Origin of the sequence: Labilibaculum sp., assembly GCF_963664555.1 — a bacterium.
In the GTDB taxonomy this organism is placed as follows: Bacteria; Bacteroidota; Bacteroidia; order Bacteroidales; family Marinifilaceae; genus Labilibaculum.
This window is the reverse complement of the sequence record NZ_OY761461.1, coordinates 2873702-2890392: the sequence shown is the minus strand read 5'-3', so window position 1 is coordinate 2890392 and position 16691 is coordinate 2873702. Positions and strand designations below refer to the sequence as shown.

12 protein-coding genes are annotated in these 16691 nt (G+C 39.1%); 9 read left to right on the top strand and 3 right to left on the bottom strand.

Annotated features, from left to right (window positions below; all coding sequences use genetic code 11):
• The first annotated feature begins 163 nt into the window (after positions 1-163).
• Complete coding sequence (locus tag ACKU4N_RS11540) at positions 164-403, top strand: hypothetical protein (RefSeq protein WP_321316474.1); 240 nt, start codon at positions 164-166, stop codon at positions 401-403.
• A gap of 148 nt (positions 404-551) precedes the next feature.
• On the opposite strand, the gene ACKU4N_RS11535 is transcribed toward ACKU4N_RS11540, so the two are convergent.
• A complete protein-coding gene (locus ACKU4N_RS11535) occupies positions 552-1328 on the bottom strand; it encodes a YoaK family protein (protein WP_321316473.1) in 777 nt (258 codons plus the stop codon).
• A gap of 520 nt (positions 1329-1848) precedes the next feature.
• Between ACKU4N_RS11535 and ACKU4N_RS11530 the strand changes: the two genes are divergently transcribed.
• From ACKU4N_RS11530 to ACKU4N_RS11495, 8 genes are all read left to right on the top strand, one after another.
• Positions 1849-3084, top strand: a complete 1236-nt coding sequence (locus ACKU4N_RS11530; RefSeq protein ID WP_321316472.1) for a threonine/serine exporter family protein — start codon at positions 1849-1851, stop codon at positions 3082-3084.
• A 148-nt stretch (positions 3085-3232) separates the two neighbouring features.
• Positions 3233-4093: a YkgJ family cysteine cluster protein gene (locus ACKU4N_RS11525; RefSeq protein WP_321316471.1), complete on the top strand. Its 861-nt coding sequence runs from the start codon at positions 3233-3235 to the stop codon at positions 4091-4093.
• Between the two features lie 1048 nt (positions 4094-5141).
• Positions 5142-7595, top strand: a complete 2454-nt coding sequence (hypD, locus tag ACKU4N_RS11520; protein ID WP_321316470.1) for a trans-4-hydroxy-L-proline dehydratase — start codon at positions 5142-5144, stop codon at positions 7593-7595.
• 10 nt (positions 7596-7605) lie between these two features.
• Positions 7606-8514: a glycyl-radical enzyme activating protein gene (locus tag ACKU4N_RS11515; RefSeq protein WP_321316469.1), complete on the top strand. Its 909-nt coding sequence runs from the start codon at positions 7606-7608 to the stop codon at positions 8512-8514.
• A 208-nt stretch (positions 8515-8722) separates the two neighbouring features.
• Positions 8723-10660: a glycoside hydrolase family 97 protein gene (locus ACKU4N_RS11510; RefSeq protein WP_321316468.1), complete on the top strand. Its 1938-nt coding sequence runs from the start codon at positions 8723-8725 to the stop codon at positions 10658-10660.
• Between the two features lie 102 nt (positions 10661-10762).
• On the top strand, positions 10763-12133 hold the full coding sequence (locus tag ACKU4N_RS11505) for a DUF6055 domain-containing protein (RefSeq protein WP_321316467.1): 1371 nt from the start codon (positions 10763-10765) through the stop codon (positions 12131-12133).
• Between the two features lie 136 nt (positions 12134-12269).
• Positions 12270-13253: a cation diffusion facilitator family transporter gene (locus tag ACKU4N_RS11500; RefSeq protein ID WP_321316466.1), complete on the top strand. Its 984-nt coding sequence runs from the start codon at positions 12270-12272 to the stop codon at positions 13251-13253.
• A gap of 23 nt (positions 13254-13276) precedes the next feature.
• Complete coding sequence (locus tag ACKU4N_RS11495; RefSeq protein WP_321316465.1) at positions 13277-13705, top strand: pyrimidine dimer DNA glycosylase/endonuclease V; 429 nt, start codon at positions 13277-13279, stop codon at positions 13703-13705.
• A 100-nt stretch (positions 13706-13805) separates the two neighbouring features.
• On the opposite strand, the gene pepF is transcribed toward ACKU4N_RS11495, so the two are convergent.
• Entirely contained in the window at positions 13806-15704 is a 1899-nt protein-coding gene (pepF, locus tag ACKU4N_RS11490) for an oligoendopeptidase F (RefSeq protein WP_321316464.1), read from the bottom strand.
• 385 nt (positions 15705-16089) lie between these two features.
• On the bottom strand, positions 16090-16395 hold the full coding sequence (locus ACKU4N_RS11485) for a hypothetical protein (protein ID WP_321316463.1): 306 nt from the start codon (positions 16393-16395) through the stop codon (positions 16090-16092).
• Positions 16396-16691 lie beyond the last annotated feature (296 nt).

The following is a 16691-nucleotide window of genomic DNA, read 5'->3' as shown; positions in this document are numbered from 1 at the left end:
TTCTTTTCAAATATAGCTATTATCCTTTTTAAAGCAACATTGTAATGCCTTTCGTTCTTAGTGTATAAATTATTTTATAATGTGAATAAAAAAAGGATTTACCAATGTTGAATATCGACTATTATACCATTTAGACAATCAATTTCAGGTTGGCGCATATAGGATGATCTTATTTCGTCGATTTTCTATTCAAATACCAATTGGGATTATAGTTGTTTGGGAATCTTATAATGTGGTGAAAAAAAAACGGAATTCAAGTACCAATGCGCGGACAAAGCAAGAGCATCTTAAAAATTACCTTCGTTGTGCAGTTGTCCCTTGTAATTCATTTGGGACGTTTACCGGAGCAGTTAACGAAGATGAAATGAAACGAATACCTTGTGGTTTAGTTGAACAACACTAAATCACTTTCGCGCAGCGGTTTTAACCACATGGTGCATGAGCTCACGTATTAAGGATTATCCAATAAGAATAAAAAAGCCTTGCCTTGCCTTTGTTAAAGAAGGATACGAAGCTGTCGGTTATCTTTAAACCGGTATGGATTAAAGGAATTATTTCGAGCTTCCACTTTTCAGCCGCAACGCATTGTACTTTCTATTGTGTGCAGTTTTTTTTCTTTTCTTAAGAATTAATCTAAATTTAAAATCATCATAAAATAAGGTCATTAATAAAATTACTGCACCAAAAATCAATGTGTTTAATTTTAAATTAATTCTCGTAAATAGAAAGCCTCCAATTAATCCACCCAGAAAGAAACAAGAAATAATATAAACCCGAAGTTTTATTGTTGCTTTAATTTTTTCTCTGTGAGGATGTGATTTAGGAAAAAACAATTGAGAAAGTTCAATACCTAAATCGGTAAAAAGTCCGGTTAAATGTGTTGTCCGCACTATCGCATTTGATATTTTAGTCACATATGAATTTTGAAGTCCCATAGCAAATAGTAACATACATGCAATCAGGTCAGGATGCAGAAGATTCTCAAAGTTGCTAAATGCAGCAATAGTTATTAAAATTAATGATTCTATTGATGTTGGTAAAACATAAACATTAAGTCTTTTGGTTTCCCTAAATTTTTCGATAAGAAAACTAGATGAAAAAGAACCAAAAAGAAACGAAAATAGATACAGGAAATAGATAGCACCTTTCCCAAATTCGAAATTTGCAACATCATAAATAAAAAGAGCAAAATGTCCTGTCACATTTGTCGTGAATTGTTTTATAGATAAGAATCCTGTCACATTAACAACTCCAGCAACAAAAGACAAAACAATAGCAATTTGCAGATTATGCTCTAAAGTTCTGCTTTTGCCCTGATGTCTAAACATTTATTTTCATTTTATTCATTCTTTAAATCCTGATTGATGTTGTTGCAAAACAAACATTTCCAGGTGAATACATCTGTTAATTTCATTCCCAATCGACTGCTATATTTACACGGAAAACATTCACTCTGGAAGTTAGAACTGTGGCATATGGTGGATTGAACACAACTGTCGAATTAGGAAACGCAATAGTTGTGGTTCGATTTGTTACTGTTTTTTTTAATGAAGTTGCAAAAGTAATGCATATTGGTTCCCGTTATCCTTCAACAGGGCACTATTTTTATAAAAAATGATACAAATTTTATATTTGTTTTTTTTGGTAAAATAAATACCGGGAATAACAATACACAGCTCAAGTTTTAGTGCATAAATAAATTGTATTTTTGTCCGGATTTTAAAAATAGCAATTATCGGATAGCAGTGAATAGTGAACTGTGGTTGGTGGACAGAGAAAAATAAAACATTTGGACGAAGAGCACCGCCGCTAATTCGAAATAATCATTTAGAACAGAAATAAAAGAACATGCAGGTTCCCGGAAAATATAAATTCATAGTGCAGTTGGGTAAGGCCTTGCATACCTACGGCGTACCCTCCTATAAATCGCAGATTTATCTGACAGAGATTTCGGAAAAGAAAGGGATTAAGGGTAGTTTTATGGATACACCAACCTGGATCAACTATGTGTTTTACGAAGAGGAGGAGCAAACCTACAATTACGTAGAGTGCGTGCCGCCAGGGGAGTTGAATTTGGGTGCTTTGTCGCGGATTGTTGAAATCACTAACGATGTACTTTCAAATAAAAGCAGTTTTGAAGAAGCAAAAAATGCGATGGAGCGATTAAAAACAGCGCCTTTTGCTTATGGTAAATTAACCGAATTAGCTGCTTTTATTCTATCGGCAGGAGCATTTAGCATGATATTGGATACCAGTTGGGCTTCTGCAATAACCGCATCTTTTATTGGAGCAGTAATTTATGGCATCACTCTTTTGGCTCATAAATCGGGATACATTCGAAGTGCCCTGGAGTCACTAATAGCCTTTGTGGCCACTCTAATAACTGGTTTATTGTCCATGAAATTTGAACAGATCAATATTTCCATGACCATACTTGCATCCATTATTGTGTTTATTCCCGGATTATCGATTACTACTGCATTGGAAGAGATCACTTCCCGAAGTTTGGTGTCGGGGACGGCCAAATTGTTCGACGCCTTGGTATCGCTTTTTAAGCAGTTTTTTGGTGTTGTTTTGGGTCTGGCAATTCTTCCTTTGTTTGTTGATCTGCAACCTAATAATGTAATAAATGATGTGCCCGAATGGCTCGACTACTTTGCCATCGTAATTTTGGCCTTGAGTCTTTCGGTGGTGTTTAAAGTGCGGACAAGAGATTTGCTGTATTGTGTAATTGCTGGATTTATCAGCTTTTATACCACTACACTTTTCGATTTTACAGGAATTTTAGTCAGCATATTCATCGGGACTATCGTGGCAGTGAGTATCAGCAAGTTGTTTGGTAAAATAACACGATCGCCGCAGTTGGTGTTTTTAATACCGGGAATTGTGATGCTTGTTCCCGGAAGCAAAGCATTTATCGGCTTAAGTAGTGTGTTTTTAGATGCACCGGGAGCGCAAAACAACATGGGTGCACAGGTGCTTTATATTTTTATGGGGATTATTGGCGGCTTAATCTTTTCAGGTAGTTTTATGGATCGCAACATCAAAAAAGCTTCTTCGAAAAGCATGTTGTCCGGGCAATAAATATTTCAACTGATGTGATTACAGACAGACAAATATCATCTTAGTGGATTTGATATATTTGTGATTTTAAAATCCTGTTTTAACAATTTGGACGCCGATTAATCACGGAGTTGTTTTTAAGTGTAATATCAAAAAAGAATCAACAATAATGCAAACAAATAAACTGAGTATTCAAAATATATTGCCTCTCACCTGCGCCCGGATCGGAGCTTGCTGCCATGGCAACCAAGTGTTGCTTAATCCATGGGAGTTGATGTGTTTGGCCAGAGAAAAAAAAATTGCACCAAGGGAATTTCGGGATCTTTACTGTGAGTTCGGCGGAATTCGTTTGCACTTCAACGGAAAAGCAGCATGGGGAGAGAAGCAGGCCTGCTCTCAATATGTCGATGATTTTGGATGCAGTGTTCATCTGGGACGTCCGCTGGCTTGTCGGTTATATCCACTAGGTCGTCAAATACAAAATAATGAAGTTCACTATATGTTTCAGGGAGATAAATTTCCTTGTTTGGAAAAATGTCCTGAAGTTATCAATTTACCTCAAATGAGTGTTGGGGAATATCTTAACGGACAGATAACGGATCAATTCGAAAAGGCTCAGGATCAATATTTAGAAATAATGCAAAATATAGCTGATATTGCATTTGAACTGCTTCTTGATACTGGACTGGCTGAATCCGGCGATAAGGAAACATTGCCGTTATGGAGAAAAATGGGCAATGAGCTTCCGGAAGTATTAGCAGAAAGAATAGGACAGGAGTGGATTGATTGTTTGATGATTCCTGAAATTTCTGATGAGGATCCGATTGCATTTACTCAAAAACACAATGATTTACTTCAATTAAAAGCGCAGAAACAATTTGGAACCCTGCAAACAAATCAGGAATTACATGAAGCTTCTGTCCTAATGATGGGCGTTGCATTGCATTTTGCCCGTGGTATAGGTGCTGATCCAAAGATTCTTGCTGAACATTGGATCGGTATTGCAAAGAATCACGGTGCTCAGGAATAGTATCTGTGGCAAAAGACCTGGTTTGATACCATATATAAAGTAACCGAAAAAGGTCATTATCACAGAAATGGTCTTTTTTTTTATTAATAAAAACCAAATGTCTATTTTAATGAAGCGGTTTAAAAAGAGCGGGAATCGTTGTTCTTTTACCGCCGGTGAATTGTATCTTCGACCTGAAAAACCGTAAAATTGAGCCGATGTATCCTTATCACAACAAAATAAAACAACGCATTAAGAACAAGGAATTGGAACGTTATGAATATGTAGCGAAATACAAAAATATTTCTCCATGTTTGCTGCTTTACTTTTCTACCGAGCCCAAAATCAGACCCATACGGGAGCATCGTTTCAAAGAGTATGAAGCTATTTTCAGTACATTTTAAGATAAAAACAGGGCGGAATTACAAAGTCAGGCGACAAATGGATCGTTCTGCTTTTCTGAATCTGCAAAAAGCAATAGGAGTGATTTATTCTTGAATCTCTCCCAATCCGCCGTTTGGCGGGGCTATTTTTATGCATGCTGCTGCAAAGTTCTTTTTGGGAAATTTAGGGGTGAAAAGATAAAGCAGGCATGATATTGTTCCTCATTCTTAACAGTTTGTTTCCTGATGTTTTTTTGCTCCCAGAAAGGAAGAGCAATTTTGTGAAAGCCCCTAATCAAACAGACAGTGATTGCTTACTTTAGAATCGGGAGCAGTCGGGTTAAAACTTTCAGCAGCTGATGTCTTGCGGTATATGTTGAATAATACTTGTTAAGCATTAAAAATTAAGGGGAAAGTGAATCTTTTACTCTAAAAAATTCCTACTTTTGGTTTTAGAAAATAGACCAAATGATTATTCTGCAAGCTTTAACACATTCATATCGTCGTCTATTCAATTGCCTGATGTACTACGATCGGACAATTTAATCGATATCACTTGTTTCCATATCCGGAACAGGCAGATTCCTCACACACTACATTTACACTTTTTTATTTGCGGATTGGTTCGCGGATAAAGATGCATTAGATACCCAACTTTAGTTTTTGAACCCAAAAATTAATAACAAATGAATTCAAATAATCTACATAAAACTCCTGAGCGTGCGCCTCGTTCAGAAAGCAATTTTAGCAATGCTCATTCTTCTGATTCTCATGCAGGCATGAGCGAACGCATTCAAAATTTACGCAAAATAAGTGTTGATACAGAGCCATCGCTTGATATCGAAAGAGCTTTGATCGAAACCGCTTTTTACAAAGAAAACAATGGGAAGTATTCCATTCCCATGATGCGGGCATTGACCTTCATGGAAATTTGTAAAAAGAAAACAATTTATTTGGGTGAAGGGGAATTGATCGTAGGAGAACGTGGCCCATCTCCAAAATGTGTACCTACTTTTCCTGAGTTGACCTGCCATAGTGTTGACGATTTAAATGTATTGAATACCCGTGACTTGCAGCGCTATACCATATCGAAGGAAGATATTGACACTTATGCTCGTGAGGTAATTCCATACTGGGAAGGCCGCACCATGCGCGAACGCATTTTTAACTACGTACCCCAAGAGTGGAGTGCGGCTTACGAAGCAGGTTTGTTTACCGAATTTATGGAACAGCGTGCTCCTGGCCACACCACTTTAGATGGCAAGATTTACCAAAAAGGATTGCTTGATTTTAAAAAAGACATTCAGGCCCACATCGAGCGGTTGGATTTTATGAATGATGAGGAGGCCACTGACAAGCTGGAAGAACTGAAAGCCATGGCCGTTTCCTGTGATGCTGCGATTCTGTTTGCAGAACGCCATGCCGATTTAGCCGAAGAACAGGCAAAAACAGAAAAAGATGCCAAAAGACTTGCCGAGCTGAACAATATTGCGGCAGTCTGTCGGTGGGTACCGGCTCATGCACCCCGGAATTTTCACGAAGCCATACAAATGTATTGGTTCATGCATCTTGGAACCATCACCGAGCTGAATGGATGGGATGCCATGAATCCCGGGCATTTTGATCAGCATCTGGAACCTTTCTACAACAGGGAAACGGAAGCCGGAGACTTATCCCGTGAGGAGGCAAAGGAATTATTGAGTTGTTTCTGGATTAAAGTAAACAATCATCCTGCACCGCCCAAAGTGGGAATTACAGCACGCGAAAGCGGCACCTATAACGATTTTACGAACATCAATATTGGAGGAGTCCGCAGAGACGGTTCCGATGGTGTTAGCGGGGTTTCTTATCTGATGCTGGAGATTATTGAAGACCTGCATATTCTGCAGCCGGGAAGTTCCATTCATGTTAGTACACGTACTCCTGATCGTTTTTTAAAAGAGGGTTGTAAGGTGATTCGTCAGGGACACGGTTATCCTTCCGTTTTCAATCCCGATGTGTACATCATGGAATTGCTTCGTCAGGGAAAGTCATTGGAAGATGCGCGCGAAGGCGGTTGCAGCGGTTGTATCGAAGTCGGAGCTTTTGGGAAAGAAGCCTATGTTTTAACCGGTTATCTGAATGTTCCAAAGATTTTAGAGGTAAGCTTAAATAATGGTATTAATCCCGTAACCGGTAAAATGGCTGGAATTCAAACCGGCGATCCCCGCAATTTTAAAAACTTTGAAGAATTGTACGAAGCATTTCTGAAACAGCTGAATTTTGTGGTGGATCAGAAGGTCAGGGTAAGTAATTATATCGACCGGATGTTTGCCAAATATGCACCGGCACCACTTTTATCGGTATTAACCGACGATTGCATTGCCAGAGGCCGCGATTATTACAATGCCGGACCACGATACAACACAAACTATATTCAATGTACAGGTTTGGGAACCATTACCGATAGTTTGGCAACACTGAAAAAACACGTGTTTGAGTCGAAAAATTTTACAATGGATGCAATCATAGAGGCTGTGGCTAAAAATTTCGAAGGGGAAGAAATTCTTCGTCAGACAATACTCAATAAAACACCTTTTTTTGGAAATGACGATGAATACGCCGATAGCATTGCAGTGCGTGTTTACAACGATTTACTGGAAGCCATTGATGGGAAACCCAATACTAAAGGAGAAACTTATCATCTGAACATGCTTTCGACGACCTGTCATGTGTATTTTGGCAAAGTAATGGGAGCTACTCCTAACGGACGTTTGGCCGGGAAATCCATTTCCGATGGAACTTCTCCTTCGCATGGCAGCGATGTAAACGGTCCTTCAGCAGTGATTCGTTCCCTGACAAAAATTGATCAGACCAAATCGGGTGGAACTTTATTGAATCAGCGTTTTCTTCCAAGTTTACTGAAAAGGGATGAAGACATTAATAAGCTGAGCAAGCTGATCCGGAGCTACTTTTCATTGGGTGGTCATCACATTCAATTTAATATTGTTGATTCAGCAACTTTGCTGGCGGCTCAGGCTTGTCCGGAAGATTACAAAGACTTGTTGGTACGTATGGCCGGTTACAGCGATTATTTTAACGATATGAATGCCGATTTACAGCAGGAAGTGATTGATCGTACTGAAAATGAATCGTTTTAAATCTTTTTAAATGGGAAAAGGACTGATTTTCGATATTAAAAGATACGCTATTAATGATGGGCCCGGCATTCGGGTAACTATTTTCTTTAAAGGCTGCCCTTTGTCCTGCGTTTGGTGTCATAATCCGGAAAGTATTTTGGATTACGCGCAGAAAATGTACACAGCTTCGAAATGTATCGGAGCTGTAAAATGTACAGAGGTTTGTCCGAATAATGCGCTGACTTTAACCAGAAATGGGATTGAAACAGATGTTGAATTGTGTAATCTTTGTGGAAAGTGTGCTGAGGTTTGTCCAACAAAGGCCATTGAAATGTCGGGGCGTGAATACAGTACGGCTGATTTGATGAAAATTATTGAAAGGGAGACCATTTTCTTTGATCATTCCCAAGGTGGAGTGACTTTTTCAGGCGGAGAACCCTTGATGCATTTTCAAAAACTGATTGAACTTCTCGATCAATGTGGTAAAAAGGACATTCATCGGGTAGTGGATACTACATTATTTGCGAATACGGATGTTGTTCTTGATGTGGCCAAACGAACTGAATTATTTTTGGTTGATTTGAAAGCCTGGGATTCTGAAGTGCACCAAAAATATACGGGAGTTCCCAATGAGCAAATTCTTAAAAATATAAAGCGGTTGGCAGAAACAGGTAAAGATTTTATCATTCGCATCCCCTTTATCGATGGGGTGAACGCTGACGAACAAACTCTGAGAAATGAAGCGGCGTTTCTATCGTCAATCCCATGGGAACGAAAAGAAGTGAACCTGTTGCTTTATCATGATATAGCAAAGGGAAAACATCAAAAACTGGGTTCGGCATACAAAGCTGAGGAATTGGCAACTCCCTCAGATGAAATGGTACAATTAGCTCAATCCATTTTCGCCGAAAAAGGCATAAGTGCCACTGTTGGTGGCTAATCGTAATTTACTACAACATTCAATGAAACAGAAGATGCACATACGTGCATCTTTTTTTTACATATGTATTGGTGTTATTATGTGTTAAATATGCAACTTTGGGTATACTAATCCAAACAGATGAAACGACCATGCAAAAATTATTACACACATGTGCATGAGTGTAATTTGAGAGTTCCATCTGACAAAAACTTTAAATTATAAACAGATGAAAAAACTAATTATTGTATTGTGTTTATTTCTTGGAAGCTACACCTTTCTTAGTGCACAACACAAACTAAAGTCCCCCAATGGAAAAATAATTGTAAATGTTGATGTTTCCAATGGCATTCATTATTCTGTTTCGTTGAACGATCAGATATTTGTTGAACGATCAGATATCGGTTTATCTTTTAATGATATAGATTTATGTAAAAATGCAAAGCTTAAGAAAACATCATACACTAATCAGGATAAGCTGGAAACCCCTGTGGTTGCTTTAAAAGAAAGTAGTATCAGAAATAATTACAATCAATTAAGCCTGGATTTTAAAAACAATTTAAGCCTTGAATTTCGTGCTTTTGATGATGGAGTGGCTTACCGATTTGTTACAAACCGCAAAGGAAATGTTGAAGTAATTGAGACAGCAGACATTGAATTTGCCGGAAACTATAAAATGTGGGCATCTCCATTGGATGGATATGCCAGCAGTTATGAGCCGGATTATCAAAAGGTGAAACTAAATGATTTCTCAGCTTCGAAAAATACTTTTTTACCGCTCTTGGTTGAACATTCAAAGGGATATAAAATGTTGATGACGGAAGCTGATGTTTCAGACTATCCTCATATGTTCTTAAAAAAAACAGGAACAAATACCCTAAGTGCGGTTTTCCCTCCATATCCTTTGGAAACAACGCTTGTTGGTGATCGCCGAAGCGAAATAGTGAAAGGTGCTGATTATATTGCCAGAACAACAGGCAAGAGGACTTTTCCCTGGCGTTTGATGGTGATCTCAGAAAAAGATGCACAGCTTATGGAATCAAATTTGGTTTATTTGCTGGCTCCGGAGAATAAGCTCGAAAATACCGATTGGATCAAACCCGGAAGAGTAGCCTGGGATTGGTGGAATGCTTCCAATTTGTATGGCGTTGATTTTGAAGCTGGTTTAAACACGGATACCTACAAGTATTTTATTGATTTTGCAGGCCGAAACGGTTTGGAATATGTTATTCTGGATGAAGGATGGTCGGTATCGACTACAGATATTTCAAAACCAAATCCCAAATTAGATCTGTTTGAGCTGATTCGTTACGGGAAGGAAAAAAATGTAAAATTGATTTTATGGGCCAGCTGGAGAGCTGTTGAAAATCAGTTTTTTGTGTTGGAAAAATACAAAGAGTGGGGGATTGCCGGAATCAAGGTTGATTTTATGGACAGAGCCGATCAGTGGATGGTGAATTATTACGAAAAAGTGGCCAAAGAAGCTGCCCGAAATGAGTTGTTGGTTGATTTTCACGGAGCCTTTAAACCCAATGGATTGCACCGGGTCTATCCCAACGTGGTTTCTTACGAAGGGGTTCAGGGAAATGAACATTGCAAATGGTCAGCCAACGTAACTCCCGAACACATGCTGACACTTCCGTTTACCAGAATGGTATGCGGCCCGATGGACTTTACTCCGGGGGCGATGCGTAATTTTAACTCCAAAGAATTTAAATTCAACTTTTACCGTCCGGGCAGTCAGGGGACACGCTGCCATCAACTGGCACTTTTTATTGCCTACGAAAGCGGAATTCAGATGCTTGCCGACAGTCCTTCCAATTACGAAAGAGAACAGGAATCAACAGATTTTTTAGCCAGTGTACCCAATACATGGGATGAGCTAAAAGTTTTGGAAGCAAAAGTCGGAGAATATCTTGTGATTGCCCGTCGAAAAGGAGATCAATGGTTTATTGGAGCAATGAATGATAATGAGACCGAAAGAGAATTCACCCTTGATTTATCATTTCTTTCTTCAGGCGAAAAAAAAGCAATTATTATGCAGGATGGTTTGAATGCAAACCGGTTTGCCGAAGATTATCAACGAATCGAAAAATCAGTAAATAATCAGTCGAAACTGACTGTGAAAATGGTTAAAGGAGGTGGCTTTGCGGCTCGAATAGAATAAGCATTCCAACATAACAATCTAATAGCAGGTGTGTTGATGTTTAGTTTCATATCTCACATCTAAAATCTAACGATCTATTGCACAACGAATTAATTAATAAGCATGATACATTCAAAATTTATAAAGATTTCGGGAATCATTTTGTTGGCCATATTCTCAGCATCCTGTGCCAACAAGAGCAATATGGAATCGAACCAGACTACTGTTGAAAAGGAATTATACCTTCCTGCAAAAATTTATTTTGTGCCGGATAGTAACGACTTCAGCTGCGATACCAGTAAATATTGTTACAAAAGAATGGTACAATCAGCAAATATAGCCCTTTTCTGGGATAAGGAATTTGGCGATAATCCGATGACTAATGCTGATGAAACAAAGCGTTTTAATGCGAATGAAGCCCTTATGGAATGTGAAAGATTTTACAACTACTATGTAAATGATCTCAGGATGGTGCAGAAAGGGAAATCATTGTCTGATAAATACAAGTTACTCATGTTTGTATTCGGAGGCAAAGAGGGAACTGCATTTGGCGGCGGAGAAGAGGATAAAGTGGGTGTTTTATGGACGCCTGCAACCAGAATCAACCGCATGCCATATGGGGCATTGGCTCACGAAATGGGACATAGTTTTCAGTACATTTCCAGTGCCGACAATGGAACAGGCCCTGGCGGGCCAATTATGGAAATGTCGGCACAGTATCTATTGTGGCAGGTGTATCCCGATTGGATGACTTTTGAAAATTATCATTTGGTAGATTTCTTGAAAGGAACTCATTATGCATTTTTACATCCGGCAAACATGTATCATTCGCCATACGTATTGGAATATTGGTCGGATAAGCATGGAAAAGAGTTTTTTGGAGACTTGTGCCGTGCAACCAAAAACGGTGAAGATCCTGTTGCAACCTATAAGAGGATGAATTCATTGACTCAGGATCAGTTTAATGATGAGATGTTTGATGCTTCACGAAGATTCATTACCTGGGATTTAAAAAGGATTCAGAAAGTGGCAAGGCAATATGCAAATCAGCACCATACACTTTTTACTAAAGTTGATGGTGGCTGGTATCGGATTGCTGCATCGAACTGCCCTCAGAATTACGGATACAATGGCATCAAGTTGACAGTTCCCGGGGCCGGAACGGTAGTTGAAGTAAAGTTCAAAGGAATTGCCGGTGCCGAAGGTTATCGTTCCGTTAAAACGGATAAGGCCGGATGGCGTTACGGATTTCTTGCTTCGCAGAAAGATGGCAGCCGTGTTTACGGAGATGTTTTTAAATCTGCGAACGGTTCTGCGTGCTTTACGGTACCTGAAAATACCGAATATTTATGGTTGGTTGTAAGTGGAGCACCCACCGAACATTGGCCGGTTGTTTTTAACTGGGGAGCATCAGATGATGACAGCAAGGAGGAGCAATGGCCTTATCAGATTAAATTATCGGGAACCGCTCCTGACAGTTCTGAAATAAGCTAAACGATGCTGTTTTTCAGCGAAAAAATGCCTGCAGCCTGCATAAAGTCAAAAGCGGTCAATTGAACCATAGCTGATTCTTAACAATTCATGCTTCATTGCGTTTGGATTTATTGCGATATTTTCAATAAATTTAGATATGCGTGAAAATGATAAGATAATAAAATTAATTGTTCAGCGGAGAATTGTACTTTTTTCGGTGCTGATTTTTGCTGCAAAAACGGGAGCCTATTTCCTAACCAATTCTGTTGGGATTTTAACGGATGCCCTGGAAAGTACTGTAAATGTAATGACTGGTTTTATCAGTCTTTACAGCATAAGTGTTGCTCTAAAACCACGCGATATCGATCATCCGTTTGGTCATGGTAAAATTGAATCAATATCGGCTTCAATTGAAGGGATATTGATTGTGCTGGCTGGTCTGGTCATTATTTTTGAGGCGGTTAAACGTTTATTCTATCCGCGTGAAATAGAACAGTTGGATGTTGGAATTTTGATTGTCGCTCTGGCTGGTTTACTAAATTACATATTGGGATATTTTAGCATTAAAACCGGAGAAAAGCATCAGTCAATTGCTTTGGTTGCCGGCGGAAAGCACTTGCAGTCGGATACTTATTCTACCATAGGATTGGTTGTTGGTTTGGTTTTGTTATTGCTGACCCAAAAAGCATGGCTGGATAGTGCCATTGCCATGCTGTTTGGATCGATCATTATTTATACCGGGTATAAAATTTTAAAAGAGACCACATCGAATTTAATGGATGAGGCTGATTTTAACTTGTTGAAAGATATCAGTAAAATTCTGTGGGAAAACAGGAATGAAAACTGGATTGATGTAAGCAATCTGAAATTGCTAAAATATGGTGACAGGTATCATATTGATTGTGACCTGACGCTGCCTTGGTACATGAATATTGCGGATGCTCATAAAGAAGGGGATTTTGTAATGCAGAAGATTTCAGAGCATTATCCTTATCCAATTGATTTCACTATTCATACCGATGCCTGTACCAGAGAATTGTGCAGGCATTGCTCCATTTCCGATTGTAAATTCCGCGCTTATTCTTTTGAAAATGAAACCGTCTGGACTGTAGAAAATACAATTAAACAGGAAGTTTCCTAATTTTAACAAATAACATTCCTATTATGAGAATCTGGTCAATACACCCAAAATATTTGGATACGAAAGGATTGCTTGCGCTCTGGAGAGAAACACTGCTGGCTAAAAATGTTTTGGAGGGCAAAACAAAAGGCTATAAAAACCATCCGCAATTAACACGATTTAAAAATTCCGGCAATTCACTTCATGGCATCAATCAGTATTTGGAAGCTGTGTACGAAGAATCGTGCAGCCGGGGTTATCATTTTAACAAAGAGAAGTTCGATTTGTATGAGGAGCCGGCAAGTTTGACGGTAACAGGCGGACAAATAGAATTTGAAATAAAACATCTGTTAAAGAAACTGGAACAGCGGGATAAAGAAAGATATTTTAAATTGCTGGAAGAAACCAGTGTTGAAATCCATCCGCTTTTCAAGCTAATTGAAGGTGGTATTGAGGAATGGGAAATTGTATAAAATATTGGAAGAAAACATCCTGGCATAAACAAGCATTCCCATCAAAAAACAAAGGCAGCTCCGCGCGGAACTGCCTTTGTTTATATATTTCGGAATAGATTTAATTCTTCATCTTTTCAATTTCGATTGCCAATTGATCAACCAGTTTATCCAATTGATTGATTACGGCCAGCATAGCTTCCGGCTGCGATAAATCAACACCTGCTTTTTTCAATTGCTCCATTGGAAAATCATTACCTCCCGATTGCAGAAGGGTAGTGTATCTTTTCAAGGCTTCCTGTTTTTCAGTTTTGCTTCCCTCGGTAACATCTTTGTACAATTTAGCCGACGATGCAAAACAAGTCGCATATTGGTAAACGTAGTAAGGAGAGTTGTAAAAGTGAGGAATTCTTGTCCATGGATAGTTTGAATACTGTGTTTTCTCCGAAACGTCCCCATAATACTGGTCCGCAATTTCGCCCCAGGTATTTGTTAGGATTTCAGCGTTAACAGGCTGTCCCTGTTCAACCATTGTATGAACCTGATATTCGTAATCAGCAAACATGGTTTGTGCAAAAAAGGTACCTATAATTCCTTCAATAGACTGAGTCAGCAGAGCAATGCGCTCCTTTGGATCCTTGGTTGTTTCCATCATATGATCCAGTAAGAGGCGTTCGTTAAAAGTAGATGCAACTTCAGCCACAAATATTGTATAATTCGAAGTGGTGAACGGCTGTGTTTCGTTCGACAGGGTAGTGTGCATGGTATGACCCAACTCATGAGCCAGGGTGAAAACATACTCAAGTGTTTCGTCGTAATTCAACAGCATGTATGGATGCACGCCGTAAACACCTGACGAAAATGCTCCGGAACGTTTGCCGGGATTCTCATAAACATCCAGCCAGCCGCTGGCAGTTGCTGTTTTTAATTTTTCCTGATATTCTTTTCCCAAAGGCAAAACTGACTCAGTTACAATTTTAACGGCTTCATCGTAGGGGTATTTCTTGTCGAAATCAACCAAGCTGATTGAACCATCGAAACCATAGTATTTTTCCAGACCCAATACTTTTTTACGAAGTTTGTAATATTTCTGAACAGGTGCCGTATTTTCTTTTACCGTTTTAATCAGGTTCAAATACACATCTTTCGGAATGTTGTTGCCTTCCAGGGAAGCATCCAGACACGATTCGTAATTTCGGGCCCGGGCATTTGCCCATTCCGATTGAATGATTCCGTTGTAGATGGCCGCATAAGTGTTTTTATTCTTGTAGTAAACATCGTAAAGGGCTTCGTAAGCCTTTCTACGGTCTGCCTGATTTTTGTTGTTGGTAGTAATTTGAGAGTACATTCCCGGTGTTACCGTCACTTTCGAACCATCCGACAGTTCCACTTCCTGAAACTCGATATCGGTGGTTGATAAAGCTGAAAATACCGATCCGGCAGTTCCCGATACCTGAGAGTAATAGGAGACCATTTTTCCCAATTCCTCATTCAGAACATGCTTTTGCAAACGGTACATATCCATTAATTCGAATTCGTAAACTTTTAAACCTTTGTTTTCAGCAAGCCATTGTTTCATGGTGGCTTCCGGAATTGCAATCATTTCCGGCGAAATCCATGCAGTTACCGGTCCGAAACCGGCAAACAAAAGTCCCACTTTCTGCAGTTTTGCCTGCAATTCCATATTTCGTGTATCAACAGTGCTTTGGAACGAAACAAACTGATAAACTTTGTAAGCTTTTTTCATCAGGTTCTCTTGCGCAGTCATTAACTTTAGCAGGTTCTCAGAACTTTCGCCAAGCGTTCCTTTGCAGGATAGAATTTCCTCCATGTCAACCGAAATTGCCTTAAAATCAGCTTCCCAGGCCTCCCAGTTTTCATAGATATCAGAGAAATTCCATTTGTACTTTTCCGGTATTTCTTCTCTGCTTTTGTAATTCACCTGTGCGTTGGCCTGCAAACACAGTGCAGTGGCAAAAGCGGCTATAAGGAATCCTTTCCCTACTTGTTTAAAATTCATTTTCATTATGCTTTATTAATGTTAGTTGAATAGATATTTGATGCTAAAGAAACAAATATAAAATGATGGGAGCATATTGGCTTAATTTTTTCGATGTAAGACAGTAAAATCAGGATGTATGTGGAAAATAAAAGAGCAAAAATTTATTGTTTCGGGAAGGAATTCAATGCAGTTACAACAGAGTAGAGAGATATCATTAAGGCAATATTATAAGTCAGCACATCAAAGATACATGAATGATTTATCATTTTAAATCAGGGAATCATTAGTGCATGTTCCTGTAAGAAAATCTCCATGGTGCTTGTTTTCAGGCAACTGCCAACAGAAAATAGCAATTGCAGAAGGAGTGAAATGATGCTAAAGCAAAACAATGGGTATATTTTAGTTACAGTTGGCTAAAGCCAAACTGCAATAGATAAAAAATACAAAGCATTAATTGATAAGAGCAGAAAAGCTCAGCATCCATTGCTGCAACGCTCCTTTTTTTAGGAGCCTTAGCTCCAATATCTTCGTAGTATTTGCATGTCGGAGATAAAAACAGGGGCGTAGCCCTGATGTCATCGTAATAGATAGTTTCCGCGCCCATTTTTTTAGGAGCCTTAGCTCCAGCATCTTCGTAGTATTTGTATGTGAGAGATAAAAACAGGGGTGTAGCTCTGATGTCATCGTAATAGATAGTTTCCGCACCCATTTTTTAGGAGCCTTAGCTCCAGCATCTTCGTAGAATTTGCATGTCGGAGATAAAAACAGGGGCGTAGCCCTGATATCTTCGCAACAGACAGTTTCCGCACCATTTTTTTTAGGAGCCTTAGCTCCAACATCTACGCAGGATTTTCATGCCAGAGATAAAAACAGGGGCGCAGCCCTGATATCTTCGCAACAGACAGTTTCCGCATCATTTTTTTTAGGAGCCTTAGCTCCAATATCTTCGTATGATTTGCATGTCAGAGATAAAACAGGGGCGTAGCCCTAATATCTTCGTAGCCG

Bases quoted from the DNA above. Each gene is read 5' to 3' on its own strand.
- ACKU4N_RS11540 (WP_321316474.1), top strand. From the start codon at position 164: ATGATCTTATTTCGTCGATTTTCTATTCAAATACCAATTGGGATTATA.
- ACKU4N_RS11485 (WP_321316463.1), bottom strand. From the start codon at position 16,395: ATGGGTGCGGAAACTATCTATTACGATGACATCAGAGCTACACCCCTG.
- ACKU4N_RS11515 (WP_321316469.1), top strand. From the start codon at position 7,606: ATGGGAAAAGGACTGATTTTCGATATTAAAAGATACGCTATTAATGAT.
- ACKU4N_RS11495 (WP_321316465.1), top strand. From the start codon at position 13,277: ATGAGAATCTGGTCAATACACCCAAAATATTTGGATACGAAAGGATTG.
- ACKU4N_RS11535 (WP_321316473.1), bottom strand. From the start codon at position 1,328: ATGTTTAGACATCAGGGCAAAAGCAGAACTTTAGAGCATAATCTGCAA.
- ACKU4N_RS11530 (WP_321316472.1), top strand. From the start codon at position 1,849: ATGCAGGTTCCCGGAAAATATAAATTCATAGTGCAGTTGGGTAAGGCC.
- ACKU4N_RS11500 (WP_321316466.1), top strand. From the start codon at position 12,270: ATGCGTGAAAATGATAAGATAATAAAATTAATTGTTCAGCGGAGAATT.
- hypD (WP_321316470.1), top strand. From the start codon at position 5,142: ATGAATTCAAATAATCTACATAAAACTCCTGAGCGTGCGCCTCGTTCA.
- ACKU4N_RS11525 (WP_321316471.1), top strand. From the start codon at position 3,233: ATGCAAACAAATAAACTGAGTATTCAAAATATATTGCCTCTCACCTGC.
- pepF (WP_321316464.1), bottom strand. From the start codon at position 15,704: ATGAATTTTAAACAAGTAGGGAAAGGATTCCTTATAGCCGCTTTTGCC.
- ACKU4N_RS11510 (WP_321316468.1), top strand. From the start codon at position 8,723: ATGAAAAAACTAATTATTGTATTGTGTTTATTTCTTGGAAGCTACACC.
- ACKU4N_RS11505 (WP_321316467.1), top strand. From the start codon at position 10,763: ATGATACATTCAAAATTTATAAAGATTTCGGGAATCATTTTGTTGGCC.